Consider the following 26,017-nt stretch of genomic DNA (forward strand, 5'->3'; position numbering starts at 1 on the left):
AATAGAACATATATATAGAAGGGTATACTTAAATATTTTGAAAGATGGGGAGCAGCATGTGATATTGCATTAGAAAAAGGATATGATCACCTTTTACATCATTTAAAACAGGAAGTGAACGTATGATAAATAAATGGAGTGTAGGCATATTTTTATTTAACGAGGTAGAAGTATTAGATTTTGCAGGGCCATTTGAAGTTTTTTCTGTAACCGAAGCAGATGAAGAAAAACCATTTACTGTTTATACAGTTAGCCAAATTGGAGAAATGATTACAGCAAGAAACGGATTAAAGGTACAGCCGGATTATAGTATTGAAGATTTACCACCCGTTGATATTTTAATCATTCCAGGTGGTAAAGGCGTTAGGGAAAATGAAGTGAAAAATGAAACTATAATAAATTGGGTTCGCCAGCAAATGAAAGAAGTAAAGCTAATGACTTCAGTTTGTACTGGAGCTCTATTACTCGCGAAAGCTGGTTTACTGGAAGGATTACAAGCAACAACGCATTGGGCTAGTATTCAAACTTTCAAAAAAGACTTCCCGAATGTAGAAGTAATAGAGAATGTAAAATTCGTAGATGAAGGACACATTATTACATCGGCAGGTATTTCAGCTGGTATTAACATGTCATTTCATATTGTGAAAAATTTGTTAGGTGTGGAGGTTGCTGAGGAAACAGCGAAAAGTATGGAATATGATATTGATTTACAAAATTAAAAAAGCCCGATTTGGGCTTTTTTATATTGAATGTATATAGTATATAGATAATTGCCTTTAGAGTTGATCTATGGTCCAACTTCTAATTCTGAATCAGTAATTCCAGTTTTATCGAATGTACGAAAATGCATCTTTTTTCTCCTTGAATCATGTGAAAACGAGGAGAAATTTCGTATGTAAAAAAACTCTTCTACAATAGTAGAAAAAGAATAACAGAAACTACTATTTTATGGCAGCATACATAAAAAAAATCAATGCAAATATGGAAATGTCGTCGAATGCTATCTTTAATTGGTTAATTTGTGAGATATTTTTGAGAAGGAGCTTATTTTATAAGGATAGAATTACAGTTAGTAAGAGATCATGCCGATGGTAGTGAAAAAATATGTGTTAGGGGGATTTCATAATGAGGAAACTCAAGCGAATAAATGTTCCTAATATACAAGAACAACTATCACAGTCTAATGAGAATCGAGCAGTTAATAAGAAAAAACTAAGGCGATTTATATTCATGTTTATATTTATTGCGGCGGCTACTTTGTATGTTCAATTTATTTTAACAAAACAACAAGAAATAATCGTAGAAAAAAAAGATACAATAACGAATCAAAAAAAGCAATTGGTTTCTTTAAAGAAAAATCAAGCTTCTCTAAAGACTAACATAGAAAATTTAACAGACGATGAGGAAGAAATTTTGAAGTTTGCGAGAAAAGAATATCAATTTTCTAAGTCAAATGAAACTATATTTGTGTTGCCGAAGTAATGTAATAAAACAGTTAGCGATTGCTAGCTGTTTTTTCATGTATGGATGGCATGGTACAAGAAGCAATCGCATATTGTAAAAATGAAGAGTTTGAATTGTTTTCATAATTATGGAATATATACCGAAATAAATGTTGTTAAAATTCTGTCAATTGTATTATAATACAAGGTAAGCGGATACATTTCTTAATCAACGTTGAGTTTATCGCTCATACAACTATTAAGAAAACCGTTATCCCGTATTAGAAAGGAAGATAGCTGTGTACGCTTCAAATACAATTTATGTCGTAGGGGATGCGAAAGCACCTCAAAATAATCCTATTACCGAAAAGTTCAAAAGTTATTTTGTAGCATTTGTACTTGTTAAGGAAACAGGGGAAATTGTAGATGCAGATTGCTCAGCGACAATTGCATTAACATCACAATTTGTTAAATATTTGTTTCTACATAAAAATATTAATGATCCACTATTGGTAACAGAAATAAAGAATAGATATTTTGGTTCGTCTCAAAAAGCACTCCTTGTAGCTTTAAAAGATGCGCAAAAAAAATATAATCAAATCGCTGCTTTGTCTACCCATTCCTAGACAAAATCCAGCCGTAAGAATCTTCTTATGGCTGGATTTTTTTTATTTCACATTAATTTCTTGCATGAAAGGTAAGTGAAAGAGGAGATTTATTACTCTAAAAACTGGGAATTAAGGTTCCACTTTGTCAGACAACGAAAGGATGAACAATATGAAAATTACTGATGTAAAAGTAAATCGTAGACGTGTTAATCTTCATACACCGTTTAAAACGGCGCTTCGTACCGTAACCGAAATAGAAAGTATAGATGTTTATATTCATACAGATAAAGGAATTGTTGGAAAAGGGGCTGCAGCCGCAACACCAGTTATTACGGGGGATTTTGCTAATGGGATTGAAGCAGCCATTTTAGGGCCGATGCGTTCCTGTTTAATTGGTCAAGATATTATTCAATTTCAGCAGTTACTAAAGCACATTCAAATGAGTTGTATTGGAAACCCAAGTGCGAAAGCGGCAGTAGATATCGCTTTATATGATGTGTATTGTCAATATCAAAACGTTCCACTTTACGCATTATTAGGCGGGAAGAAAGAAATTCACACAGACATTACGGTGAGTGTAGATGAGCCTTTCGTTATGGCAAAAGAGGCAAAGCAGCATGTAGAAAAAGGATTTCAAACTTTAAAAATTAAAGTGGGCAAATCTGCTCTTTTAGATTTAGAACGTATTGAAGCGATTCGAAATAGTGTACCAAAAAATACGACGTTACGATTAGATGCAAATCAAGGTTGGAATCCAAAAGAAGCAGTTACTATCATTAAAGAGATGGAAAATCGCAATTTAAATATTGAATTTATTGAACAACCTGTTCATGCGAGAGATTGGGATGGATTAAAGTACGTCAAAGATCATGTACAAACGCCCATTATGGCAGATGAAAGCATATTTTCAGCGGGTGATGCATTGAAAATCGTTCAAGGAGGGTATGCAGACTTAATTAATATTAAATTAATGAAATGTGGTGGTATACGTGAAGCGTGGCGTATTGCCGATATCGCTGAAACAGCGGGTATAAAATGCATGGTCGGAAGTATGATGGAATCCTCACTTTCTGTTAGTGCTGTAGCACATTTAGCAGCTGCCCATCCTAATATTCATTACTTCGATCTCGATGCACCGCTTTGGTTAATGGAAGAACCAGAAGGAATGACTTATTCAGGGGCAAAGGTAAACCTTCAATCGACAGTGAATAGTAAATCTTAGGAGAAAAGACTAGTAAACTATCTTTTAAGGGGGATATGTATGAAAAAAGTAGGAACTGCATTTTTAACAACTTTATTTATATTTTCATCGTTTACATCAGCACATGCTGAAGATAAGAAGGATAGTAAAGCATTTATCGATGTATCTGCGGCAACACTTTGGACTGCACCTGATTCATTACGTCCAATTGATGCACCGAGTGCTACAAATCCAGTTGATTTATGGAAGTGGACGAAATCAATGACGCTTGATGAGAAACTTTGGTTAACAAATGCAAATAAATTAGAAACGCAAGCGCTATTAGGTCAAGAAGTAACGGTTGTTGATAAAAAAGGAGACTGGGTGAAAGTGCTAGTCCATGGTCAGCCAACACCACGAAATGAAGAAGGGTATCCAGGTTGGATGCCTGAAAAACAATTAACATATAATCAAGAATTTGCAGATAAAACAAATGAACCTTTCGTTTTAGTAACGAAACCGACAGCTATTTTATATATAAATCCTTCTGAAAAACATAAATCGCTTGAAGTGAGCTATAATACGCGACTGCCGCTACTTAGTGAAGATACAATTTCATACCGCGTGTTGTTACCAAATGGGCAGAAAGCTTGGCTACGAAAAAATGATGGAACGGTTTATCGCTCTCAAAATGATATTCCAGCTCCGGCGGCCGATGATTTAATAAACACTGGAAAAATGTTTTTAGGATTACCGTATATATGGGCTGGTACAAGTGGTTTTGGATTTGATTGCTCTGGATTTACACATACAATTTATAAATCGCACGGTATTACTATTCCGCGAGACTCTGGTCCGCAATCGAGAAATGGAGTTGCGGTTGATAAAGAAAACTTACAAAAAGGAGATTTAATTTTCTTCGCACATGATCAAGGAAAAGGTAGTGTTCACCATGTTGCTATGTATATTGGTGATGGAAATATGATTCACTCACCAAGAGCTGAAAGATCGGTAGAGATTATACCGCTGAATACACCAGGATATATAGAAGAGTACGCTGGTGCTCGTCGTTACTTACCTTAAAAAATAGAGGGGGTTTTCAAATGAAAAAAGTTGTTCGTTACTCATTAGTTAGTACTCTATTAGTTTCTTCAATTTTAGTTGGCTGCTCAAAAGAAAAAACAACAACAAAGCCAAAAGATGAGAAGAAAGTATTACAGTTACTAGAAACGGGTGAAATTCCGTCGTTAAATTCAGGGAAAGTAACAGATGCGGTATCGTTTAACGTTTTGAATAACGTTATGGAAGGATTATTCCGCTTATCAAAAAATGATGAAGTGATTGAGGCGGGAGCACAAAAATATGAGGTGAGTAAGGACGGGAAAACATATACATTCCACTTGCGTGATGCGAAATGGTCTAACGGAGATCCTGTAACAGCACAAGATTACGTATACGCTTGGAAGCAGCTTATTAATCCGGATACTGCTTCTCAATATGCATACATTGCGTACGATGTGAAAAATGCGGAGAAAATAAATAAGAAACAATTAGGGTTAGAGGAATTAGGAGTGAAAGCGACGGATGATAAAACATTCGTTGTAGAACTAGAACATCCAGTGCCGTATTTTACGAAATTACTAATTTTACCGTCCTTCTATCCAATTAACGAAAAATATGCGAAAGAGCAGGGCGATAAATACGGATTAGAAGCAAATAAAGTGGTGTATAACGGGCCGTTTACATTATCTGATTGGAAGCATGAAGCAAGCTTTACAATGAAGAAAAACGATAAGTATTGGGATAAAAAAGAAGTAAAGCTAGATGAAGTAAACTATCAAATCGTTAAAGAAATTTCAACTGCGGTAAATTTATATGAAACAGATAAAGTTGATAGAGCTGTCATTTCAACAGAATTCGTAGATAAATATAAAAATAATAAAGAGCTAAAACAATATACAGATCCGGTTATGTACTTCTTCCGATTCAATGAAAATGTACCAATTCTTAAGAATAAAAATGCAAGGCTTGCGCTAAGTACAGTGTTTGATAAGAAAGGACTTGCAACTTCATTTTTAAATGATGGTTCGGTTGCTGCAAACTATTACGTGCCAAAAGGATTTTTAAAAGGTCCAGATAAAAAAGACTTTAGAAGTACGGCTGGTGAGTTTAATAAGACAGATGTAAAACAGGCGAAAGAATATTGGGAAAAGGCGAAGCAAGAAACAGGTACAAATGAAGTGACGCTTGAGTTATTAAACTATGACTTAGAAAACTTCAAAAAAGTAGGAGAATACATTAAAGAAGAGCTAGAGAAAAACTTACCAGGCCTAAAGGTAAATGTAAAATTACAACCACACACGCAAAAACTAGCGTTAGAGAAGAAGAAAGAATATGAAATGTCATTATCACGCTGGTTACCGGATTATCCAGATCCAATGACTTACTTAGAAGTATTCCTTTCTGGAAGCAGTGTAAACAATACAGAGTATGCAAATCCAGAATATGATGCATTAATTAAGAAGATTAAAACAGAATTAGGCAATGATGAAAAAGCTCGTTGGAAAGCGATGCAAGATGCGGAGAAAATGTTATTGGATGACGCAGTAATTGCACCAGTATTCCAGCGTGGATTATCATACTTACAAAAGCCATATGTGAAAGATTTATATGTACATCAGTTCGGTCCAGCTACAAGTTTAAAGTGGACAGATGTACAGAAATAAAATTATGGGGAAACAGACTTCACGTATGTGATTGTCTGTTTTTTTGTACAGTTTCAAATGTATAGACATTTTATATGTTTTTTCATGTCTTAAAAATAAAATTATTAGTAAAATTCCAGTGTGAAATTTATGTAGAATCTTGTATAATTAACGTGTTTCTATGGAAACATTTTCTTGCGCTATTTGTATAAGACTTAATAGAACAAGGAAAGAAATACATACATGTATATAATAGATAAATAGAATGGAACATGTATAGAGAAAAAGGAGAGAAATGATGGCGTGTCAAAAACAAGGGTTACAATTTAATAGCAATAGAAAGAGGAAGAGACGATGAAAATGAAGCATGCTTTTGGTCCGATAATTTTAGCATGTGTGCTTTTTTTCATTATTATATTAATCCCATCGAAAAGTTTAGTATCACTTATTAGTGATAAGAAGGTAGAAGATGCGGCAACTTCCTTACAAAAAGAAAAACTACAAAGTGTTTTCTTACAGCAAAAAATGTTAGAGAATTCGCAGTATTTACCGATGTATGGTTCATCTGAATTTTTACGAATGGATGCATATCATCCGTCTAATTACTTTAAAGTAAATCCCGCAGGTTTTACACCATATTTAATGGGGATTGGCGGTACGCAAAGTTTAGCTCATATATTAAATATGACGTCTACAATGGATGAATTAGAAGGTAAAAAAGTAGTCTTTGTTTTATCACCACAATGGTTTACTAAAACTGGTGTATCACAGGGAGATTTCACGAACAATTTCTCCAAACAACAAGCATATCATTTTATTTTTAATGATGAGATAAGTGTTGAAATGAAGAAGCAAATTGCGAAACGATTATTAGACTATAAAGTTGTTCAAAAAGATGATATATTAAAAAATTCATTAGAAGGTATTGTATATAATGATACGAAACATAACATAAAAGCAGGTATAGCCAAACCACTTGCTTATATGCATCGAAATATTTTAGATCATAGAGATTTATTTAACTCCTTATTTAAGATTGAGCCGATGAAAGAAAAAATAAATATGGGATTACGTTCGATTTCTTGGGTAGATGCACGTAAACATGCAGAAGAAGAAGGGAAAGCGGAATCTACTACAAACAAATTTGGAATTGAAAATCCGTATTACTATAAACATAATTTAAAGAAAAAATTAAAAGGTTTAAAAAACTTTAGAGCAAATGAATCGTATGAAGAATCACCTGAATATGATGACTTACAAATTGTTTTAAATATTTTTAAAGAGAAAAATGTCAAGCCACTCTTTATTTCTGTACCTGTAAACGGACCGTGGTATGATTACGCTGGTTTCCCTAAAGAGCGCCGTGAAGTGTATTATAAAAAAGTTCGGGAACAAGTTGAGAATGCAGGATACCCAGTAGTTGATTTCTCTGGCCATGAATATGATAAGTATTTCTTAAAAGATACAATTCATTTAGGTTGGAAAGGCTGGATTTACTTTGATGAAGCAGTACAAAACTTTTATACTGAGAAATAAGTGTGGAGAAAAAGGAACGGCTATAAGCTGTTCCTTTTTTTAGTATAGAGGATTTTGATGTGGGCAATTCGGAAAGGCATGTATATCTTGAATTTGTCTAAAATCATAATGCTTCATTGCAAATTGCGCTTGATAAAGGTATTCATACACATATAATTGACCATCATGTGCTGAACATAATACACCAGAAGTACCTTGCCCGTTCATGAAAGAAATACCGATAGGGCGTCCGATTAAGTATTGTATTTTTTGTTGCCAATGCATAGGGAGATCACGCCTTTTAGAGATAATATACGAAATGGACGAGTGAATTGTTGCTTATCCACATAATTATGGAGGCTTTTTATACAATTTCTAGAAGATATTCATATGAATGAATTATAAGTGTGAGAAAGGAATGAGTAATGAAGAAAGAAAATATTTTGGAAGAAAAGTCAAATTTAATAAAATGGTGTCAAACATTGAAGGAAGTACCTGGTGATATATGGTTTCAATCATTTAAAAATGGTTCGTGGGGAATTGCAGATGTGATTTCACATTTTATCATTTGGGATGATTTTGTAATGAAGTATCGAATTCCTTATTTTCTTAGTGCCCAACCAGTACCTCATTTTCCAACAGATGTTGAGGAAATGAATAAGGGTGCAACGATATATGCAAGATCAGGTATTTCAAGAGAAGAACTTATCAACCAGTTTAGCTATACTCGTAAACAATTAGTAGACGAAATTGAGCGAATTCCTGCGTATGATTTTCATAATGACTTTCAAATTGGTACTAAAAAAGTAAGGCTGAATCATTATTTTTCATCACTCATTCAGCATGACTTAAAGCATAAAGAAGAGATAATCCAATTTTTAATTCATAATCAAGTCTATAATAAAAACCGCTAACATTCGTAATGAATTTTTAGCGGTTTTTATTATTTTAAGCAAGATTTTTACGTTTTTTCGTCCATTTTTTAATGATGAAGTATAAAAGAATGAGTATGACAGCGCCAATTGCGAAAGATTTCACATAAGGCCCAGCTACATCGTTAATATTCTCCCAATTTTGACCTAGTTTTTCACCTAAGTAAATGAAAATGATAGACCAAGGAATGATTGCAAGTGCTGTTAATGTAGTAAAACGTAGTAATGGCATTTTTGTAATACCAGCAGGTATTGAAATCGCATGGCGTACTACTGGAATAAAACGTGCTGTAAAAATTACACCAGTTCCGTAACGATTAAACCAATCTTCAGCTGCATCTATTTGTTTTTTATGAATGAAAATATATTTTCCGTATCGTTCTAATATAGGTCGTCCACCGTATCGTCCAAGCCAATAAATAAAGATTTGGGCAATAACACCGCCAATTGTACCAAATACAACTGCGCCTATAAATGAGATACTACCGTTGAATACTAAGTAACCTGCATAAGCTAGGACGATTTCACTTGGGATAATCTCAATCATTAGACCAAGCATAATGCCCCAATAACCTAATCCTTCAAAAAACGTTAATACTGAATGAATAAAACTACTTACCATTGTTGCACCTTCTAGTTTATGTATTTTTGAATAGGTGAACCTTTTACTTAATAACATAAAAGGTTCACTATGTGTAGATTATACCTTATTTGTATAGGGGATTGCTATTTCAATTCTTTTATGTCCTTTATAAGTATTATAGTAAAGCATATAAGTTCAATTTTCATGAAGAGATAATGAAAAGTTTGTTAAGAATTTCTCATATATAAATGATAATGTTATGGGCTTTTAATTTACAAAGTGAGTAGAGTAATGTATCCAAAGTAAGAATCAAATCTATGGACTATTTTCTATTTGGGATAGATATATGATTCGGTTGATAAAAACAAAAGTATTTCAAAGGTTGGCTTTTAGGTTCAAAAATATAAAAATAATTCAAGGAGAATAAAAACATAAATATTCTCTTATCACCTAGACAGGTACTTGACTTTCAAATAACGAATTATAATGTTAATAAAATTTTTATAGAAAATTAACATGATGAAGGTGAAAATATGAAAAAAGCATTATTAGAAAAGGCCTCATATCTACATAAAGAAGAAGTAGAACAATTAAATAAAGCTATATTAGTTTCCGAGAAAGCACATGAAGGACAATTCCGCGTTTCCGGTGAGCCGTATATTACTCATCCATTTGCAGTTACAGAAATTTTGTTAGATTGTAAGGCAGATATTATAACTTTAATTGCAGCATTACTACATGATGTGGTAGAGGATACAGATTATACAATTGAGTATATACGTGATATATTCGGTAAAAAAGTTGCAGCTATTGTTGAAGGGTTAACTAAAATTGATAAAAAACAAATCCCTAATAAAGAAGAGTATGAAGCAATAAATTTAAAGAAATTATTGTTAGCTACGCAAGGAGATATAAGAGTAGCTATTATAAAAGTGATAGATCGTCTACATAATATGAGAACTTTACAGGTGAAAGCTGTAAAGAAACAAGTTTCTTACGCAAATGAAACACTCAAAATTTTCGCTCCGATTTGTAAAAGACTAGGGCTATTACATATTCAACACGAGTTAGAAGATTTAGGTTTTTATTATCTTAACCATTCTAAATATAAGGGAATGAAAATTCTTTTACAAAATTATGTTAAGTTATTAGAGGGTTTGTCTCAAAATATCATGCAAGATATAAATAATTTTCTAAATCCATCTTTAATATTTGAAGTTAACTATGAAGTAAGCCCTATTTATACAGCTTATTCTCGTCTCCAAGATATTCAAGACATTACAGCAGTGTCAAAAATAATTATCACGGCCTCAAATAATTTAGACTGTTATAAAATATTAGGAGTTATACATCAACTATACCAACCAATTCCATATCAATTTGAAGATAATATAGCAATTGAAAGTGATGTATTAAACAAATACTTAAAGACTAAAGTTGTGATCAATAACCATGAAATAGTGATATGTATTGAAACAAAAATAAATCAGGAGATACGAGATAAAGGAGTATTTCAGGTACTTACAAAAAGTATAACTGATAAGGAGATGCAAAATATAATTCATAAATTGATGGATCATTTTATTAAGACAAATGATCTAGTAACTCAAGATGCGATTGAATTTTATGATTTAGTATCGTATGAACTATTCCAAGATAATATTGTTGCATTTACTCCTAAGTTAGATTCCGTAAACTTACCGCAAGGTGCTACTGTAATTGATTTTGCTTTCGCATTAAATCCTGAGATAGCTAAGTATATGTCAGGTGCTAAAGTTAATGGTATAAATAAATCGATAATAACGAATGTTTCACATCTAGATATAGTTGAACTTTTGGTAACTGAAAACATTAGTAATGTGAGACAGGGTTGGTTAAGTTTTGCTAATAGCTCAAGAGCTCAAATCGAAATTTATAAAGAGTTACAAAGATGAAGGAATTAAATTTATCGAGAAAACTTGTTCGAAATATAATAGAATGAAATGATCATTTTTGAATTAATAATAGGCGATTATGGTTTTTTATAATTAATATCTAAAGAAACAAGCATCAACCTGTTCTAAGTATGTAACAGGTTGATGCTTGTTTTCGTTATAAAAAAATAGAAGCATTTCTGCTTCTATTTTTTACGGTTTCACATCTAAATTTTGTAAAAATAAAGTTGCTGTTACGTAACGTTTCGCTAACATTTGTACATAAGCGGTATGCACAGATAATGTGGCGATAATAATAGCGTTACGAATTGCTTCACGTTGTTCGTTGTTAACCTGATCAAACTTGCTTGCAATTTTATCAGCTCTTTCTTTTACGATGTTTTCAATTGTATGGATTGTATCTGTTGCATTTAATTGTAAGCAATTCCCTTGATTGAGTTCTTCAAATAGAGAAGAGTATGCTCCATATAAATGAACAGGATTGATTAAGTCATCACTTCGATCGGCTGGGTCATTTACGATAAGGCGTAATAGCTTACGAATGGATTCAAAATCAAGTGCTGTTTTTAAATCTTCGACAATGAATAGTAAGGCTGCTTGTTCAATTGAATATTTTTTCCCTTTTTGAGGGGAGCCAATCATTTCTTTAATATCTCGTTTTACCCAGTTTTGCATGGCCGTTACTGAGAAACTTGTATTTTCAATCTGATTTCCAAGCGCAACTATTTCATTTAATGAAAAACCGACGTCTGTATCTTCAATTTTAATCAGTTTTTCAAAAATAGGTGAAAGTGCGGTAGTAATAAAAGCAGTTACGCTTTGTCCGCTTTCAATATCTTTTTTATGTGACTTTGCCCACGCTTCTTGTAAAATACCGAGAGGCTTTTTCGTATTCCATCCTCTTAAAGATAGAAGAAGGGTAGCCATTTCGTTTCGTGTGAGATGAAATGTTTCCATCTTTTCACCTCCAAAAATAATAAAAAGTTCTTATGAACCTATAATATGTTTTGTTTCATTTAAAGTCAATTCTGTTTTGCTTAATTTTTCCTTTGTCACCAAACTGTTGTAAGTAAATAATGCTTGCATATTTCGACAAAAGTTCATATAATAAGTTCATAAGAACCTTTAAAATGTTTTTAAAAACAAATCTATCATTCTGAATTTACTAGAAAGGTAGATTTCACATATATCTATATAAAAGGAGAATGGATATAATATGTTGAAAAAACTTGTAGCAGTCATGACAGCATTCATGGTTATCTTTGGAGCTAGTAGCTTCATGTTTGTAGATCACGCAGCAGCGAAGAGTTACAAATCTGGTAAAAAATCATACACACCAAGTTCTGGTCAAAAGTCAAAAGTTGATTTGAACAAAAAAGATAATAACGTGAATTCACAAAAAACAACAACAGATTCAAAAACAAAAGCAACAAACACAGCACCAAAAAGTAATAAAGGAAGCTTTATGAAAGGTTTATTACTAGGTGGTCTTGGTGGTTTATTAATGGGTAGCTTATTTGCAAATATGGGAGCTCTTGGTTCTGTATTAGCGTTTATGGTAAATATGTTAGTAATGGCTGGTATCGTAATGTTAGCAGTTCGTGCATTTAAATACTTCAAAGATCAACGTAAGAAAAAGGAAGATGAAGTAGCATGGAAACAATAAAAATTTCTGAACAAGAACTTATCAATGCACTTTGCGTATATATCGCTGAAAAAAGACAAGTTGGTCCAGAAGAAGTTTTAGTTGAATTAATGTATGACGATGACTACGGTTTCTCTGCTGAAGTAGAGGTAAATGGTCGCAAACAAATTTTAATTCAAGCGAACTTAATCGAAGCACTACGCTTATTGCTTGACAGAGAATATAATGTCAATTCATTTGCAGCAAGATTACAACTTGAATTAGACGATGAAGAAGGCATTTACGCATTAGCGAAATTTAATAACTCAGAAGAGTAGAAAAAAGAGCTGTTGAGAGTAATCTCAGCAGCTCTTTTTAGTATGTGCATATGCTAGGGAATAATCACGCCAAATTTCATTCATTTTCCGTCTACCGACATCAATCATCGGATTAAATTGAATGGCAGCTTGTTGTCGTACGGTATGTACATGTTGCATCGCCTGTTGCAAGTGTTTTTCAACCGAATGAGATTTTGGATTTGCTTGTTTTACGATTGAATATCCAGCAACAGTTCCTTGTGCCATTGCGATTTTCCCGCTTTCAATGCCAGTTATATTACCGGCAACAAATAAACCGGGAAGAGGGGTTTCCATTGTTTCGGAATGCATTGGAACATGTCCGCCTAATTCCAGAATGTAACGGAAAGGACAACCAGCTACAGCAGCAAGCTCAGCAAGAGGGTATAAGCCACCAGCAATACAAACGAAGTCTGCCTCATATATTTGTTCCGATCCAGTTAAGATGTTTCCTTTCGTATCAATTTTAGCGACGCGTACACCTTCAACTTGCTCTGTTCCGATAATTTCAATAGCTGCTTTTCTAAGGTGAAGAGGTGTGCCGTTTATTTTCATACCTTTATTTGGATAGAAGCTTAATCCGACTTGTTTCGCACAATTATATTTCATCAATCGACTACCTATACGTAATAAAGGTGACGGGGCAAGATGTGCAGCATGTAAGAGAGAATTTAATACTGCTTCTGGTTCACCAGCCTTTTGACTTAATTCACTTTTTTCAGGAAGTACGATATGTTCCACTTTAATTCCTGCTAATTGTAATTCATTTAAAATAGCGAATGACAAAATGTTAGCACCAATAATGATACCTTTTTTTCCAACTTGAACGCGATGTACATTTGTCATTACTTGGGCTGCCCCGATTGACATAACTCCTGGAATTGTCCAGCCAGGAAGGGGAATGGAGTACTCAGCAGCTCCAGTAGCAAGTAAAACGAAAGGTGCTTCTAACGTACCGATATTCGTATGTACGAACCAAGAATTTTCATCTTTATCTAAATTATAGACGGAAACACCGCATCGAATATCAACTGAAAGAGATTGTGCTTCTTCGTGAAGGCGTTTTGATTCTTCTATCCCGTTCCACCATTCTCCAGTAGGTTCTTGATGTAATTGACCGAGCAACCTTCCGCCAGGCTTCATAAATTCATCAATAACAAGTACATTTAGTCCAAATCGAGCGCAAGAGATGGAGGCTGATAAACCTGCGGGTCCAGCTCCGATAATAATGACATCGTTCATCGCTTTTTCACCATCTCTCTGACGATATTGGGATGCTGTTTGCCGCTATCAACTACCATATCTTTTTCAACAACGGTTAAGCATGCTCGTACGTTCGTTTGATTGTTTACTGTGACGCGACATTCAGAACAATGTCCAATATTACAGTAAATACCTCGTGGCGTCCCACTATCTTCATGAACTCTTAAAGTTCTTATACCGTTTGCAAGTAAAGCGGCCGCAATCGTTTCATGTTCATATGCTTCATATTGTTGCCCGTTAAATTGGAAAGTGATGCGTTTACTACTATTTAAACTTCCTAATATAGGGTGATGTGTAATTCTATTCATTGATTTTCACCTACCGCTCCAAAGGTAACTGCGCGTACAGGTGGTTGATATTTTAATGGGATTTCATTAGTAGTTACGTCAGGATTTGCACTTTCAATCATTCGATCTATCATCAACCTACATGTGCGGCCACCGCAAAATCCCATACCAGCACGTGTTCTTAGTTTTAATTCTCTTGCCGAGCATTTATATTCAGCAATTGTCGATTGAAGTTGATCGTATGTAACTTCTTCACATCGACAAACAATTAAGTGATCTTTATTCGTCATATGAATTCCTCCTCTAGTTCGATTTGCACAAATTATTATGCAAAAACTATGCCAATATAAAGGAGGAAATGGTTATTGTAACCCAAGTTTTTTTAAACGATTATATAAAGTAGCCCTCGTAACACCAAGCCGTTTCGCGCATTCTAATTTATTCCCATTCAAAATACGTAATGCTCTCTCAATGACTTTCTTTTCATGTTCATCCATCTCTTCTTGCAAAGAGAGGATTGTATGATTGTTGCTGAGTAATAGAGAATGAGCCGTAGTATTTTCTACCGTTTCAGTTGTATGGAATGGTAAATATTCTTGTTTTATAATACCGTCAGTCGCAAATACGACAAGTCTTTCAACAACGTTACGAAGCTCGCGAATATTACCTGGCCAATTGTAATGAAGCAGTTCATGCATAATGCTGGAAGGTAAGTCACGAATTGGTCTGTTATAGTTGATTGAAAAATCGTTTAAGAAAGAATAAGTTAATTCAATAATATCCTCACGTCTTTCGCGCAGCGGTGGAATATGCAAGCTAACTACATTTAGGCGATAGTATAAATCTTCTCGGAACGTGCCTTTTCTCATTTCCTCTTGTAAATCACGATTTGTAGCAGCGATAATGCGGAAATTAATATGAATTTCTTTTTCTCCACCAACACGGTAATATTTTCGTTCTTGTAGTACACGCAAAAGCTTTACTTGCATATCGAGCGGCATTTCTCCTATTTCATCAAGAAATAATGTACCGCCTTGTGCGAGCTCTATTTTCCCTTTTTTCCCTTTACTACTTGCACCAGAAAACGCCCCGCGTTCATACCCGAATAACTCACTTTCAAATAACGCTTCTGGAATGGCGCCGCAGTTAATTGAAATGAAAGGTGCCTTAGCTGCCTCACTTGCTTCATGGATCGCTTTCGCGAATACTTCTTTTCCAACACCACTTTCTCCGAGTATTAAAACAGTTGATTTCACTGAGCAAACCTTTCTAGCTAATTGTATCGTTCTTTGTATAACAGGGCTCTTTCCATTCATCGCAAGGAAAGGGTCTGATTCATCTTTATATTTTGCGACCTCTTGTTCTAATCGGTGCATTTCATGTGACATATTAAATAGCTTTTCATTTAAAGCGACTTGATTTGTAACATCAGTTTCTGAAACGACAGCTCCGATAATTTCATCGTCACAATACACTGGGTTTGAATTTATTAATACGAACAAATCTGGACGGGGCTGATGGAACTGAGCGATTATGCTTTTTCCGTCATGTAATGATTGCAAAATTTCTAAATCTTTATAGTCAAAAAAACGAGTGATAGGTTGTCCGATAATTTCATTATGATTGACTGAAAAAATCTTTTCGGCGCCATCTGTCCAAGTACGAACATGTTCTTTCTCATCGATGACTGTAACGGAAGAATCAGTTGTTTGTATTACGGCGTTATAAAAAGATTGCAGCTCATTGTACGACTTAAAAAGAAACGGAATGATTTGCTGAGTCGTTATACAGCATATAGGCTCTTTATTTTCGTTCATTATGATAACGACTATTTCATTGGAAAACGCGTTAATTAAAGCGGTGAATGAGTCATTTTCATATATTACTGCACAGTTATATTCTTCTGTAGTAGAAGGGCGGTAATAATACTTTTCGTTAACTTGCTGGGTATGTTGCAAGCTGTATGTAAAATCAATGGACAAAGTTTTTAGAAAATCTTTTATTGTCGGAAATGAGAATGCCATATTGTCCTCCTGTTATGTATAAAAATTTTGACAGTGATAAAAAAATAATACACCTATTTACGATGAATTTAAAATATTTTTACAAATAAAAATATTATTTATAAAAAGTGTATATATGTACAGTTGGCACGTCAATTGCATAAAAGAAAGTGAGGGATTAAAAAGAAGGGAGGGGTGCTACGTGAGGCACTGTGACGTTTTAATAATAGGCGGTGGTATTATAGGCTGTTCTATCGCTTATTACACATCAAAATACGGAAGAGACGTAACAATCATTGAAAAAGAAGAATTTGTCAGTGGGACGTCTTCACGGTGTGACGGAAATATTTTGGCTATTGATAAAGACCCAGGGTTTGATAGTCAAATGTCATTAGTAAGTCAAAAATTAGTAACTGATTTAAGTGAAGAGTTAGAGCACTCATTTGAATATAGGGCGCCAGGAAGTATTCTCGTATGTGAGTCGGACGAAGAGATGGAAGCAGCGCAGCAATGGGTAAATCGTCAAAAAGAAGTTGGATTACCGTTTCGAATGCTTGATAGGCAAGATATAAGAGAGGAATCCCCATTTTTCGCGGACGATTTATTAGGCGGGTTAGAATGCGCGACGGATTCGACTGTAAATCCATATCTTCTCGCTTTTTCACTTCTTGCAGAATCGAAGAAATTTGGTACGAAAGCTTTTAATCATACGGAAGTAAAAGCTATGAAAAGAGATATAGATGGTTCCTTTATTGTAGAAACGACTAACGGGACGTTTACTGCGAAGCAAGTGGTGAACGCAGCTGGTGTGTGGGCTCCGAAAATCGGAGAAATGTTGGATGTAAATATCCCAATTGAACCGAGAAAAGGACATATTATTGTAGCTTCAAGGCAACAACACGTTGGTTGCCGTAAAGTGATGGAATTTGGTTATTTAATTTCTAAATTTGGCGGAAAGCGTAAAGTGGATGCTTTAACTGAGAAATATGGGGTAGCTCTTGTGTTTGAGCCGACAGAAAGCCAAAATTTTTTAATTGGTAGTAGTAGGGAGTTTGTAGGCTTTCATACGAAGATAAACAACGAGGTTATTAAATGTATTGCAAACAGAGCAATTCGTTTTTATCCGAAAATGGCGGATATGATGGTGATTCGTTCATATGCTGGATTACGCCCATGGACAGAAGATCATTTGCCAATCATTTCACGCGTGGAACATATCCCGAACTACTTTATAGCAGCGGGGCATGAAGGGGATGGCATTAGCCTTGCAGCGGTTACTGGAAAAGTGATTGAAGAGTTAGTAAATGAAAAAGAAACAATCATTCCTATTGAACCACTTCGTTTGAGTCGTTTTACAGAAAGGGTGTTAAACGGATGAGGTCACAAAGAGTTTTTACGACGATTGATACACATACGGGCGGGAATCCAACGAGGACATTGGTAAGCGGACTCCCAAAGTTAATTGGAGAGACGATGGCAGAGAAGATGTTACATATGAAAAAGGAGTATGACTGGATTCGCAAATTGTTAATGAATGAGCCGCGTGGTCATGATGTAATGTCAGGAGCATTATTAACAGATCCATGTCATCTTGAAGCTGATATTGGTGTTATTTACATAGAGACAGGCGGATATTTACCGATGTGTGGTCACGATACAATTGGTGTATGTACAGCTTTAATTGAATCAGGTTTAATTCCGGTAGTTGAACCGATTACTTCGTTAAAGTTAGACACACCAGCTGGCTTAGTTGAAGTGGATATCTTTGTTCAAGATGGAAAAGCGAAAGAAGTCTCCTTCTGTAACATACCAGCTTTTTTACTGAAACATATCACTGTACAAGTCGAAGGAATTGGAACTGTAGAGGCCGATATTGCGTATGGAGGGAATTTTTATGCCATTATCGATGCGAAATCAGTAGGTTTAGAGTTAGTACCAGAAAACGCATCTACAATCATCGATAAGGCAATTCATATTAGAAATATCATAAATGAGAAATTTGAAATCGTTCATCCAGAGTATTCGTTTATTAGAGGATTAACTCATGTTGAATTTTATACAGATCCTACTCATGAAAGTGCGCATGTGAAAAATACAGTTGTCGTTCCGCCAGGAGGAATTGATCGTTCTCCATGTGGTACAGGAACATCAGCGAAATTAGCGGTATTATACGCTAATCAAAAAATCGAGATTAATGAGGAGTTTATTCACGAGAGTATCGTTGGCTCTCTATTTAAAGGGTGCGTCATTAATACGACAAATGTTGAAAATATGGAAGCTGTCGTAACAAAAATTACAGGTTCAGCTTGGCTTATGGGAATGCATAGATTTTTTTACAATGAAATGGATCCACTTAAAGAAGGCTTTTTGCTAATTCCGCCGATGGAACATGAAACGGAGGATGTAAAATGAACATTCAAAAAATGTATACAGCAGTAGACATACATGTAAATGGTGAAGCATTTCGTGTAATAAAAGATGTACCATGCAAATACTACTACAGTTTAGAACATTTAAATGAACAATTTTCTGGTGAATTAGCAGAAGAAATGAAGCTTTTATTAAATGAACCACGTGGTTTTATCGGTTTAAATGGATGTATCGTCGTTCCTTCCATTCATAGGGAAGTCGATGCAGCTGTATTATTTTTTAATCATGAAGGTTCCATCCCTCTTCATTATGGAGGCATTGTCGCAGTCATTACGATGTTACTAGAAAGCGGTTATTTAAAAAAGAGAGAGACGAATCAATACAAAATCGAAACGTTAGCTGGCATATTTTCAGTCCATGCGTATGTAGAGAATGATGAAGTTGTATCTGTTTCATTTGAAAGTAAATTATGTTATATGATTGAGAAAAATTTACAAATTGGTAATATAAGTTACTCTCTTATACAGGCAGATAAAATATATGCAGTTGTAGAAAAGGATGCATATTCACCAGAAATCAGTATTGAAAACATCTCTAAATTAAAAAAATGGGGTGAAGTTACACTTCAAGCTATACAAAAACAGTCATTAATAAAAAGACTTATTTTAGTAGAATCTATGCAAACAGAAAAGAACCATATAAAGTCGATTACATTTCATGAAGATAACTTTATGGTACGTTCGCCTGGTTTTGTTTCTACTATTGTATCTTATGTTCATACATTATTTAAAAATGATTATATAGCGGATAAACCTTTTAAAAATGAAAGTATTTTTAATAGCTTTATAACAGTGGAACAAGTGAAGAAAGAAGAACTAGGCTACATTTTTCGATTTGAAAGTAGAGGATTTATTACAGGGATGCAGACGTTTCTATTAGACCCTACAGATCCGTTTCCGACAGGATTTTTACTAAAATAAAATGGTAAAGGGAGAGATAAATATGAAAAAAATTAAAGGGGCATTTCCAGTATTAATCACACCGATGGATGGGTTACAAGAAATTAATTGGAACGGTGTAAAACAAAACGTAAACTTTTTTATTGAGCAAAAAGTAGCTGGCATTATTATTAATGGAAGTACAGGGGAATTTGTTAGTTTATCAAAAGAAGAACGATTTAAAATGGTAGAAACAGTTTTAAAAGAAGTAGATGGCCGTATTCCAGTTATTGTTGGAACTGCAGCAGAAACGACGAAAGAAACGATTGAATTTACGAAACATGCAGAAGCGCATGGAGCAGATTGTGCATTAATTATAAACTCGTACTATTGTAAACCGAAAGAAGAGGAAATTTATTTTCACTTTAAAGAAATCTCAAACGCTGTAAATATACCAATTATGTTATATAATAACCCGTTTACATCTGGTGTTGATATGAGTACGGAACTCATGCTACGTATTGGAAAAGAATGTGAAAATGTTACACATATTAAAGAATCAAGCGGCGATATTCGAAAAGCTAGAGATTTAGTAAGACAAGGCGAAGGTGCTTTTCAAGTCTTCTGTGGGTCTGAAGATTTAGTTATGGAATCTTATTTAGTTGGTGCAACGGGATGGGTTTCAGTGGCAGGAAATATTGTACCAGGACTTGTTACGAAAATGTATGAGCATTTCCAAAACGGTGAATTAGAAAAAGCTTGGGAAATAAACGATGCGATTTTACCACTTTGTGAGTTTCTTGAAGGATCAGGAAAATATGTACAAATCGTTAAACGCTCAATGGAATTACACGGGCAAGCCGGGGGACCTTCTCGTTATCCAAGACTCGGATTAACTGAAGAAGAAGATCAAAAACTTCAAACGATTATTTCAAAAATTGCAGCTCATGCAGCTGTTTAAATAAGGAGGAAATCATATATGTTAACGACAAACATTGAGCTGAGACCAAAAGTGAAAGCGTTTTTAAATGAAGAAATTAAAATGTTTATTAATGGTGAATTTGTTCCTTCCATTAGCGGGAAGACATTTGAGACATACAATCCAGCAACAGAAGATGTTCTAGCTGTCGTATGCGAAGCGCAAGAAGAGGATATTGATGTAGCAGTAAAAGCGGCAAGATCTGCATTTGAATCAGGACCTTGGGCAGAAATGACTACTGCTGAAAGAGCGCATCTTATTTATAAATTAGCAGACTTAATTGAAGAGCATGGAGAAGAATTAGCACAGTTAGAAGCATTAGATAACGGGAAACCATATCAAGTAGCGCTGGATGATGATATTGCAGCGACTGTAGAAAATTATCGTTATTATGCGGGATGGGCTACAAAAATTATCGGGCAAACAATTCCGATTTCAAAAGATTACTTAAATTACACACGCCATGAACCTGTTGGGGTTGTAGGGCAAATTATTCCTTGGAATTTTCCGCTCGTTATGTCTTCTTGGAAAATGGGAGCTGCATTAGCAACAGGTTGTACGATTGTCTTAAAACCAGCAGAACAAACGCCTTTATCGTTATTATATACAGCGAAACTCTTTAAAGAAGCAGGTTTTCCAAACGGTGTCGTAAACTTTGTGCCAGGTTTCGGCCCTGAAGCGGGAGCTGCAATCGTAAACCATCATGATATTGATAAGGTAGCCTTCACAGGTTCAACTGTTACAGGGAAATATATTATGCGTCAATCTGCAGAAACAATTAAACATGTAACGTTAGAACTTGGTGGTAAATCACCAAATATCATTTTAGAAGACGCTGATTTAGAAGAAGCGATTAACGGCGCATTCCAAGGCATTATGTATAATCATGGCCAAAATTGTAGTGCCGGTTCTCGCGTGTTCGTTCACCGAAAACATTACGAAACAGTCGTAAATGAATTAGTGAAAATGGCGAATAACGTGAAACTTGGAGCAGGTATGGAGAAGGAAACGGAAATGGGTCCACTCGTATCTAAAAAGCAACAAGAGCGTGTGCTACATTACATTGAACAAGGAAAAGCTGAAGGCGCTACTGTTGCTGCTGGTGGTGAACGGGCATTTGAAAAAGGATATTTTGTACAACCAACAGTATTCACAAATGTTACTGATGATATGACAATTGTGAAAGAAGAAATTTTTGGACCAGTTGTCGTTGTACTTCCATTTGATTCAACAGAAGAGGTCATCGAAAGAGCAAATCGCTCTTCATACGGACTTGCTGCAGGCATATGGACACAAAATATTAAAACAGGACATCAAGTTGCCAATAAATTAAAGGCAGGGACAGTATGGATCAATGATTATAACTTAGAAAATGCAGCTGCACCATTTGGTGGCTTTAAACAATCTGGTATCGGACGTGAGTTAGGTTCATATGCGCTTGATAACTATACAGAAGTGAAAAGTGTTTGGGTAAATATAAAGTAATAGAGAATCTAACTGTTATTAAATAGAGGGATGAAATAATGAGAGATACGGACAACTGTAAGGATTAATAATAGTTGTCCGTTTTCTTATATTTAAAATAGTTTTCAAAAGAATGTTAAGGGGGATTTGGATGGAGCAATTAGTAGAGTGGTTAGTAGGGCAAGTATGGAGTATTGGGTTAGTTGTTTTCGCATTAGGGGCAGGTGTGTATTTTACAATTGCAACTCGTTTTCTACAAATTCGTTATTTTAAAGAGATGATTAAACTATTATTTGAAGGGAAGAGCTCGGAGACGGGAATTTCATCCTTTCAAGCATTTTGTTTAGCGTTATCTGGTAGGGTTGGAATAGGTAATATTGCAGGGGTCGCGACAGCTATCGCTTTTGGCGGACCTGGAGCTGTATTTTGGATGTGGGTAATGGCACTTTTAGGTGCAGCGAGTGCATTTGTTGAATCAACATTATCTCAAGTATATAAAAGTAAAGTCGGAAATGAATACCGTGGTGGTACACCATATTTTATTGAAAAAGGCCTGAAAATGAAATGGTTTGCAGTCATTGTAGCGGTCGTTGTAACACTTTCATATGGCGTTTTATTACCAGGTATTCAATCTAGTAGTATCGCAGTTGGTTTTGAAAACTCTAATGGCATTAGCAAATATATAACTGGTATATTGTTAGTCGTATTATTAGCAGCGATCATTTTTGGCGGCGTAAAGAGAATTGCTGGCGTTTCGCAAATGCTTGTTCCATTTATGGCAATTGGCTATGTAATTGTTACATGTATCGTATTAATTGCGAATGTAACAGAAATTCCAAGTATGTTCGCTTTAATTTTCTCTAGTGCTTTTGGTGTAAATGAAATGTTTGGCGGAATCGTCGGTGCAGCAATAGCATGGGGAGTAAAGCGCGCTGTATTTTCAAATGTTGCTGGCGTTGGAGAAGCGACGTATAGCTCTGCTGCCGCTGAAGTATCTCATCCTGCAAAACAAGGGTTAGTTCAAGCATTTTCTGTTTATATTGATACAATTGTTGTTTGTACAGCGACAGCTCTTATGATTTTAATAACAGGTATGTATAATGTTATACCGGAAGGGAAAAGCGCTATTGTAAAAAATATAGGGAATGTTGATGCAGGTCCAATCTATACACAACAAGCAGTTGAAACTGTTATGACAGGGTTTGGTCCATTATTCATTTCAATCGCAATTTTCTTCTTCGCATTTACAACATTACTCGCATACTACTATATCGCTGAAACGACACTTACTTATTTAGATCGTGATCTTAAACATAGCTGGTTAAAACCAGTTTTAAAAATTGGATTTTTAATTATGGTTTACATCGGTAGCGTAGAATCAGCGTCGCTTTTATGGAATCTTGGAGATTTAGGAATCGGTAGTATGGCATGGTTAAACTTAATTGCGATTCTACTATTAAGTAAAGTCGCACTAAAAGTGTTAAAAGATTATGAAGCACAGAAAAAAGAAGGGAAAGATCCTGTATTTGATCCTAAAAATGTGGGAATTGAAGGATTAACATTTTGGGAAGAAAGAAGTAAAGAAATTGAAAGGAAAAACTATAAGGAACAATCAGTAGTGGATGATAGTCTGAAATTGCAGCTATAATAAACTGAATATTCATTCTTTTTAATGAGGTATATTGCCTTCTTTTCATCACATACTACAATAGGTACACATAATTAGAATGGGGGTAAGAATAAGATGGAACACGAACAACATAGTTCAGTAAATGACGTTCTACATCACTATAAAGAAGGAATCGGTAGTTTTACAAACCAAATTCCTGAAATTGCAGAAACATATAATGCATTCACGCAAGCTTGTTTTCAAGAGGGCGCTTTAACAAAAAGGGAAAAACAACTTATCGCATTAGGAATTAGTCTAGCAACGCAAGATGAATATTGTACCGTTTATCATACAAAAGGCTGTATTGATCAAGGATGCTCAGATAAAGAAATTCTGGAAGCATGTGGTGTATCAGCAGCATTTGCTGGTGGAGCTGCAATGAGTCAAGCTGTAACTTTAGTGCAGGAATGTTTAACAGAACTGAAAAATCAAAATCATTGAATGTAAAAAAACGTTTTAAACTTTATGTTTAAAACGTTTTTTATGTGAAATTAAATTTGTACTCACTTTAATATTCTATGTCTTTATAAATTGATTTCTCTACATCAGAAAGAACTTTGTATATGCTCTAACCAATTATAGATTCTAATAATTTCATCTTAGTATTTCATTGTTCCTTCGTTTAAAATTGGTACAATGAAACAAAAGGGGGATTAGTAATGCAAAATATAGTAATTGAAGAAATTAAGCAAATAGAAGATGATGTGGAAGAGCTTTCTAAACTTTTGAAAACGGTTGTAGATGATGGGGCGTCAATTGGTTTTTTACCTCCATTGGAACTAAAAGAATCCGCGAAGTATTGGGGAACTGTATTAGCACCAGAAGTGATCTTGTATGTTGCTAAAATAAATAATGAAGTGGCAGGGAGTATTCAATTACATTTAGTTACAAAGCCTAATGGGATTCATAGAGCAGAAATTTGCAAATTAATGACTCATCCAAACTTTAGACGTAATGGCATTGGACGTTTACTTATGCAAAAAGCAGAGGAGCGAGCAAAGCAAGAAAATAGGTCTCTTTTAGTGCTAGATACGAGAGAAGGAGACCCTTCTAATAGATTGTATAAATCATTAGAGTATCAAGAAGTTGGAAATATACCAGAATACGCAATTTCTCCGAGTGGTAATTTAGACGCGACAGTTATTTATTATAAAGTTTTATAGTTATCATGCTCAAAATAATAAATCCCGATTTTTAATACCGTCTATATTTCTCTAGCGGTGTTATTTGAATTTGTTTAATGTACTAATTGAATTTGAGAAAGTTTTTAGAGGGTTCATTTCGTTATGCTACTCGACTTATAATGAATGTAGAGGAGATGACTAGGCAACTATAGTTGTTTTCGCTTTATTATGCGAAAGGGGATGTCGGGATGAAAGCGAAAGGTTTACAAAAGGTGAAGAAAGTTATATTAAGTGGTGGTATATTACTTACGGGATTGTTAACTTTCGGTTTTTCAGAAAAAGCTTCAGCTCATGGATATGTAGAATCACCAGCGAGCCGTTCTTATTTATGTAAGCAAGGGGTAAATGTGAATTGCGGTCCGATTCAATATGAACCGCAAAGTGTAGAAGGAATAGGTGGATTCCCTCTATTAGGACCTTCTGATGGACAAATCGCAGGAGCTGGCCATTTTCCTGCTTTAGACGTTCAAACAGTAGATAGGTGGAAGAAAGTTACGTTAAACGGCGGGACGAATACATTTAAGTGGAAACTAACCGCACCTCATAGTACGAAAGAATGGAAATATTATATTACGAAAAAAGATTGGAATCCAAATAAACCATTATCACGATCTGATTTAGATTTAGTACCATTCTATGTGAAAAATGACGGAGGAGCTAAACCAGGAACTTCCGTAACACATGAAGCAAATGTTCCTACTGATAGAAATGGATATCACCTTATTTTAGCTGTATGGGAAATTGCAGATACGGGGAATGCATTTTATCAAGTTATAGATGTTAACCTTGTAAATAACGGTTTGGCATCGAATTTCGCGCAAAATCATGTAGTGCAAGTTCCTACACTATTTTAAATAAAAAATACATTTTGATCATCTAATTCATTTTAGATGATCTTTTTTACGAAAAACGATGAAAAATATAGAAGAAAGTGCAATTATTTATAAAAAATTCGGCTTTAAATATTGTCATATTTGCTTC

At 34.7% G+C, this 26,017-nt stretch carries 27 protein-coding genes and 1 pseudogene; 21 read left to right on the forward strand and 7 right to left on the reverse strand.

Going from position 1 to position 26,017, the window contains the following annotated elements:
* Positions 1-54: 54 nt before the first annotated feature.
* The 8 genes and pseudogenes from ACXVYO_RS12240 to dltD all read left to right on the forward strand — a co-directional run.
* Positions 55-126 (forward strand): annotated as a pseudogene (locus ACXVYO_RS12240) (ankyrin repeat domain-containing protein); the annotation flags it as partial.
* Positions 123-719: a DJ-1/PfpI family protein gene (locus tag ACXVYO_RS12245; RefSeq protein WP_458467222.1), complete on the forward strand. Its 597-nt coding sequence runs from the start codon at positions 123-125 to the stop codon at positions 717-719. The pseudogene ACXVYO_RS12240 and the gene ACXVYO_RS12245, both read left to right, overlap by 4 nt.
* 406 nt (positions 720-1,125) lie before the next feature.
* Positions 1,126-1,482 carry an FtsB family cell division protein gene (locus ACXVYO_RS12250; RefSeq protein WP_073515348.1) on the forward strand — a complete coding sequence of 119 codons (357 nt, stop codon included), beginning with the start codon at positions 1,126-1,128 and terminating at the stop codon, positions 1,480-1,482.
* A gap of 259 nt (positions 1,483-1,741) precedes the next feature.
* Positions 1,742-2,068: a DUF3870 domain-containing protein gene (locus ACXVYO_RS12255; RefSeq protein ID WP_046954146.1), complete on the forward strand. Its 327-nt coding sequence runs from the start codon at positions 1,742-1,744 to the stop codon at positions 2,066-2,068.
* Positions 2,069-2,210: 142 nt separating this feature from the next.
* A complete protein-coding gene (locus tag ACXVYO_RS12260; RefSeq protein WP_458467223.1) occupies positions 2,211-3,272 on the forward strand; it encodes a dipeptide epimerase in 1,062 nt (353 codons plus the stop codon).
* Between the two features lie 39 nt (positions 3,273-3,311).
* Positions 3,312-4,313 carry a C40 family peptidase gene (locus ACXVYO_RS12265; RefSeq protein WP_458467224.1) on the forward strand — a complete coding sequence of 334 codons (1,002 nt, stop codon included), beginning with the start codon at positions 3,312-3,314 and terminating at the stop codon, positions 4,311-4,313.
* Positions 4,314-4,333: 20 nt separating this feature from the next.
* Positions 4,334-5,956, forward strand: coding sequence for a peptide ABC transporter substrate-binding protein (locus ACXVYO_RS12270; protein WP_458467226.1), 1,623 nt, complete (start codon positions 4,334-4,336; stop codon positions 5,954-5,956).
* A gap of 333 nt (positions 5,957-6,289) precedes the next feature.
* A complete protein-coding gene (dltD, locus tag ACXVYO_RS12275; protein ID WP_458467228.1) occupies positions 6,290-7,471 on the forward strand; it encodes a D-alanyl-lipoteichoic acid biosynthesis protein DltD in 1,182 nt (393 codons plus the stop codon).
* Positions 7,472-7,510: 39 nt separating this feature from the next.
* On the opposite strand, the gene ACXVYO_RS12280 is transcribed toward dltD, so the two are convergent.
* Positions 7,511-7,735, reverse strand: a complete 225-nt coding sequence (locus ACXVYO_RS12280) for a hypothetical protein (protein ID WP_098094608.1) — start codon at positions 7,733-7,735, stop codon at positions 7,511-7,513.
* Positions 7,736-7,875: 140 nt separating this feature from the next.
* On the opposite strand from ACXVYO_RS12280, the gene ACXVYO_RS12285 reads away from it, so the two are divergent.
* A complete protein-coding gene (locus ACXVYO_RS12285; RefSeq protein ID WP_458467229.1) occupies positions 7,876-8,364 on the forward strand; it encodes a DinB family protein in 489 nt (162 codons plus the stop codon).
* Between the two features lie 34 nt (positions 8,365-8,398).
* On the opposite strand, the gene ACXVYO_RS12290 is transcribed toward ACXVYO_RS12285, so the two are convergent.
* On the reverse strand, positions 8,399-9,004 hold the full coding sequence (locus ACXVYO_RS12290; protein ID WP_458467231.1) for a DedA family protein: 606 nt from the start codon (positions 9,002-9,004) through the stop codon (positions 8,399-8,401).
* A 494-nt stretch (positions 9,005-9,498) separates the two neighbouring features.
* Here ACXVYO_RS12290 and ACXVYO_RS12295 point away from each other — a divergent pair, with 494 nt between their 5' ends.
* The gene (locus ACXVYO_RS12295; protein ID WP_458467232.1) at positions 9,499-10,899 is read left to right on the forward strand and encodes an HD domain-containing protein; all 1,401 of its coding nucleotides are present in this window, start codon (positions 9,499-9,501) and stop codon (positions 10,897-10,899) included.
* A 192-nt stretch (positions 10,900-11,091) separates the two neighbouring features.
* Here ACXVYO_RS12295 and ACXVYO_RS12300 read toward each other — a convergent pair whose 3' ends face one another.
* Positions 11,092-11,856, reverse strand: coding sequence for a DUF1836 domain-containing protein (locus tag ACXVYO_RS12300; RefSeq protein WP_000447235.1), 765 nt, complete (start codon positions 11,854-11,856; stop codon positions 11,092-11,094).
* A gap of 259 nt (positions 11,857-12,115) precedes the next feature.
* On the opposite strand from ACXVYO_RS12300, the gene ACXVYO_RS12305 reads away from it, so the two are divergent.
* Positions 12,116-12,565 (forward strand): hypothetical protein, encoded by a 450-nt coding sequence (locus ACXVYO_RS12305; RefSeq protein WP_063259931.1) that lies wholly within the window; start codon positions 12,116-12,118, stop codon positions 12,563-12,565.
* Entirely contained in the window at positions 12,553-12,861 is a 309-nt protein-coding gene (locus ACXVYO_RS12310; protein ID WP_061679711.1) for a YxcD family protein, read from the forward strand. Before ACXVYO_RS12305 ends, ACXVYO_RS12310 begins: the two co-directional genes overlap by 13 nt.
* A 24-nt stretch (positions 12,862-12,885) precedes the next feature.
* Here ACXVYO_RS12310 and ACXVYO_RS12315 read toward each other — a convergent pair whose 3' ends face one another.
* The 4 genes from ACXVYO_RS12315 to ACXVYO_RS12330 all read right to left on the reverse strand — a co-directional run bounded on the left by ACXVYO_RS12315 (position 12,886) and on the right by ACXVYO_RS12330 (position 16,453).
* Positions 12,886-14,121, reverse strand: a complete 1,236-nt coding sequence (locus ACXVYO_RS12315; protein ID WP_458467233.1) for an NAD(P)/FAD-dependent oxidoreductase — start codon at positions 14,119-14,121, stop codon at positions 12,886-12,888.
* Positions 14,118-14,450 carry a (2Fe-2S)-binding protein gene (locus ACXVYO_RS12320; protein ID WP_001080017.1) on the reverse strand — a complete coding sequence of 111 codons (333 nt, stop codon included), beginning with the start codon at positions 14,448-14,450 and terminating at the stop codon, positions 14,118-14,120. The genes ACXVYO_RS12315 and ACXVYO_RS12320 overlap by 4 nt, the downstream gene beginning before the upstream one ends.
* Positions 14,447-14,719: a (2Fe-2S)-binding protein gene (locus ACXVYO_RS12325; protein WP_458467234.1), complete on the reverse strand. Its 273-nt coding sequence runs from the start codon at positions 14,717-14,719 to the stop codon at positions 14,447-14,449. Before ACXVYO_RS12325 ends, ACXVYO_RS12320 begins: the two co-directional genes overlap by 4 nt.
* Positions 14,720-14,791: 72 nt before the next feature.
* Complete coding sequence (locus tag ACXVYO_RS12330) at positions 14,792-16,453, reverse strand: sigma-54 interaction domain-containing protein (protein ID WP_458467235.1); 1,662 nt, start codon at positions 16,451-16,453, stop codon at positions 14,792-14,794.
* 181 nt (positions 16,454-16,634) lie between these two features.
* On the opposite strand from ACXVYO_RS12330, the gene ACXVYO_RS12335 reads away from it, so the two are divergent.
* The 9 genes from ACXVYO_RS12335 (at position 16,635) to ACXVYO_RS12375 (ending at position 25,890) form a co-directional block, all read left to right on the forward strand.
* Positions 16,635-17,810 (forward strand): NAD(P)/FAD-dependent oxidoreductase, encoded by a 1,176-nt coding sequence (locus tag ACXVYO_RS12335; protein ID WP_458467236.1) that lies wholly within the window; start codon positions 16,635-16,637, stop codon positions 17,808-17,810.
* Positions 17,807-18,844: a proline racemase family protein gene (locus ACXVYO_RS12340; protein ID WP_458467237.1), complete on the forward strand. Its 1,038-nt coding sequence runs from the start codon at positions 17,807-17,809 to the stop codon at positions 18,842-18,844. Before ACXVYO_RS12335 ends, ACXVYO_RS12340 begins: the two co-directional genes overlap by 4 nt.
* Positions 18,841-19,782, forward strand: coding sequence for a proline racemase family protein (locus ACXVYO_RS12345; RefSeq protein ID WP_458467238.1), 942 nt, complete (start codon positions 18,841-18,843; stop codon positions 19,780-19,782). The genes ACXVYO_RS12340 and ACXVYO_RS12345 overlap by 4 nt, the downstream gene beginning before the upstream one ends.
* 1 nt (position 19,783) lies before the next feature.
* Complete coding sequence (gene dapA / locus ACXVYO_RS12350; protein WP_458467239.1) at positions 19,784-20,701, forward strand: 4-hydroxy-tetrahydrodipicolinate synthase; 918 nt, start codon at positions 19,784-19,786, stop codon at positions 20,699-20,701.
* A gap of 18 nt (positions 20,702-20,719) precedes the next feature.
* Positions 20,720-22,204 carry an aldehyde dehydrogenase family protein gene (locus tag ACXVYO_RS12355; protein WP_458467240.1) on the forward strand — a complete coding sequence of 495 codons (1,485 nt, stop codon included), beginning with the start codon at positions 20,720-20,722 and terminating at the stop codon, positions 22,202-22,204.
* A gap of 130 nt (positions 22,205-22,334) precedes the next feature.
* A complete protein-coding gene (locus tag ACXVYO_RS12360; protein ID WP_458467241.1) occupies positions 22,335-23,831 on the forward strand; it encodes an alanine/glycine:cation symporter family protein in 1,497 nt (498 codons plus the stop codon).
* Between the two features lie 96 nt (positions 23,832-23,927).
* The gene (locus ACXVYO_RS12365) at positions 23,928-24,293 is read left to right on the forward strand and encodes a carboxymuconolactone decarboxylase family protein (RefSeq protein WP_458467242.1); all 366 of its coding nucleotides are present in this window, start codon (positions 23,928-23,930) and stop codon (positions 24,291-24,293) included.
* 218 nt (positions 24,294-24,511) lie between these two features.
* Positions 24,512-25,015 carry an N-acetyltransferase family protein gene (locus tag ACXVYO_RS12370; protein ID WP_458467243.1) on the forward strand — a complete coding sequence of 168 codons (504 nt, stop codon included), beginning with the start codon at positions 24,512-24,514 and terminating at the stop codon, positions 25,013-25,015.
* 209 nt (positions 25,016-25,224) lie between these two features.
* On the forward strand, positions 25,225-25,890 hold the full coding sequence (locus ACXVYO_RS12375) for a lytic polysaccharide monooxygenase (RefSeq protein WP_458467244.1): 666 nt from the start codon (positions 25,225-25,227) through the stop codon (positions 25,888-25,890).
* Positions 25,891-26,017 lie beyond the last annotated feature (127 nt).

The organism is Bacillus sp. BC08 (assembly GCF_054326875.1).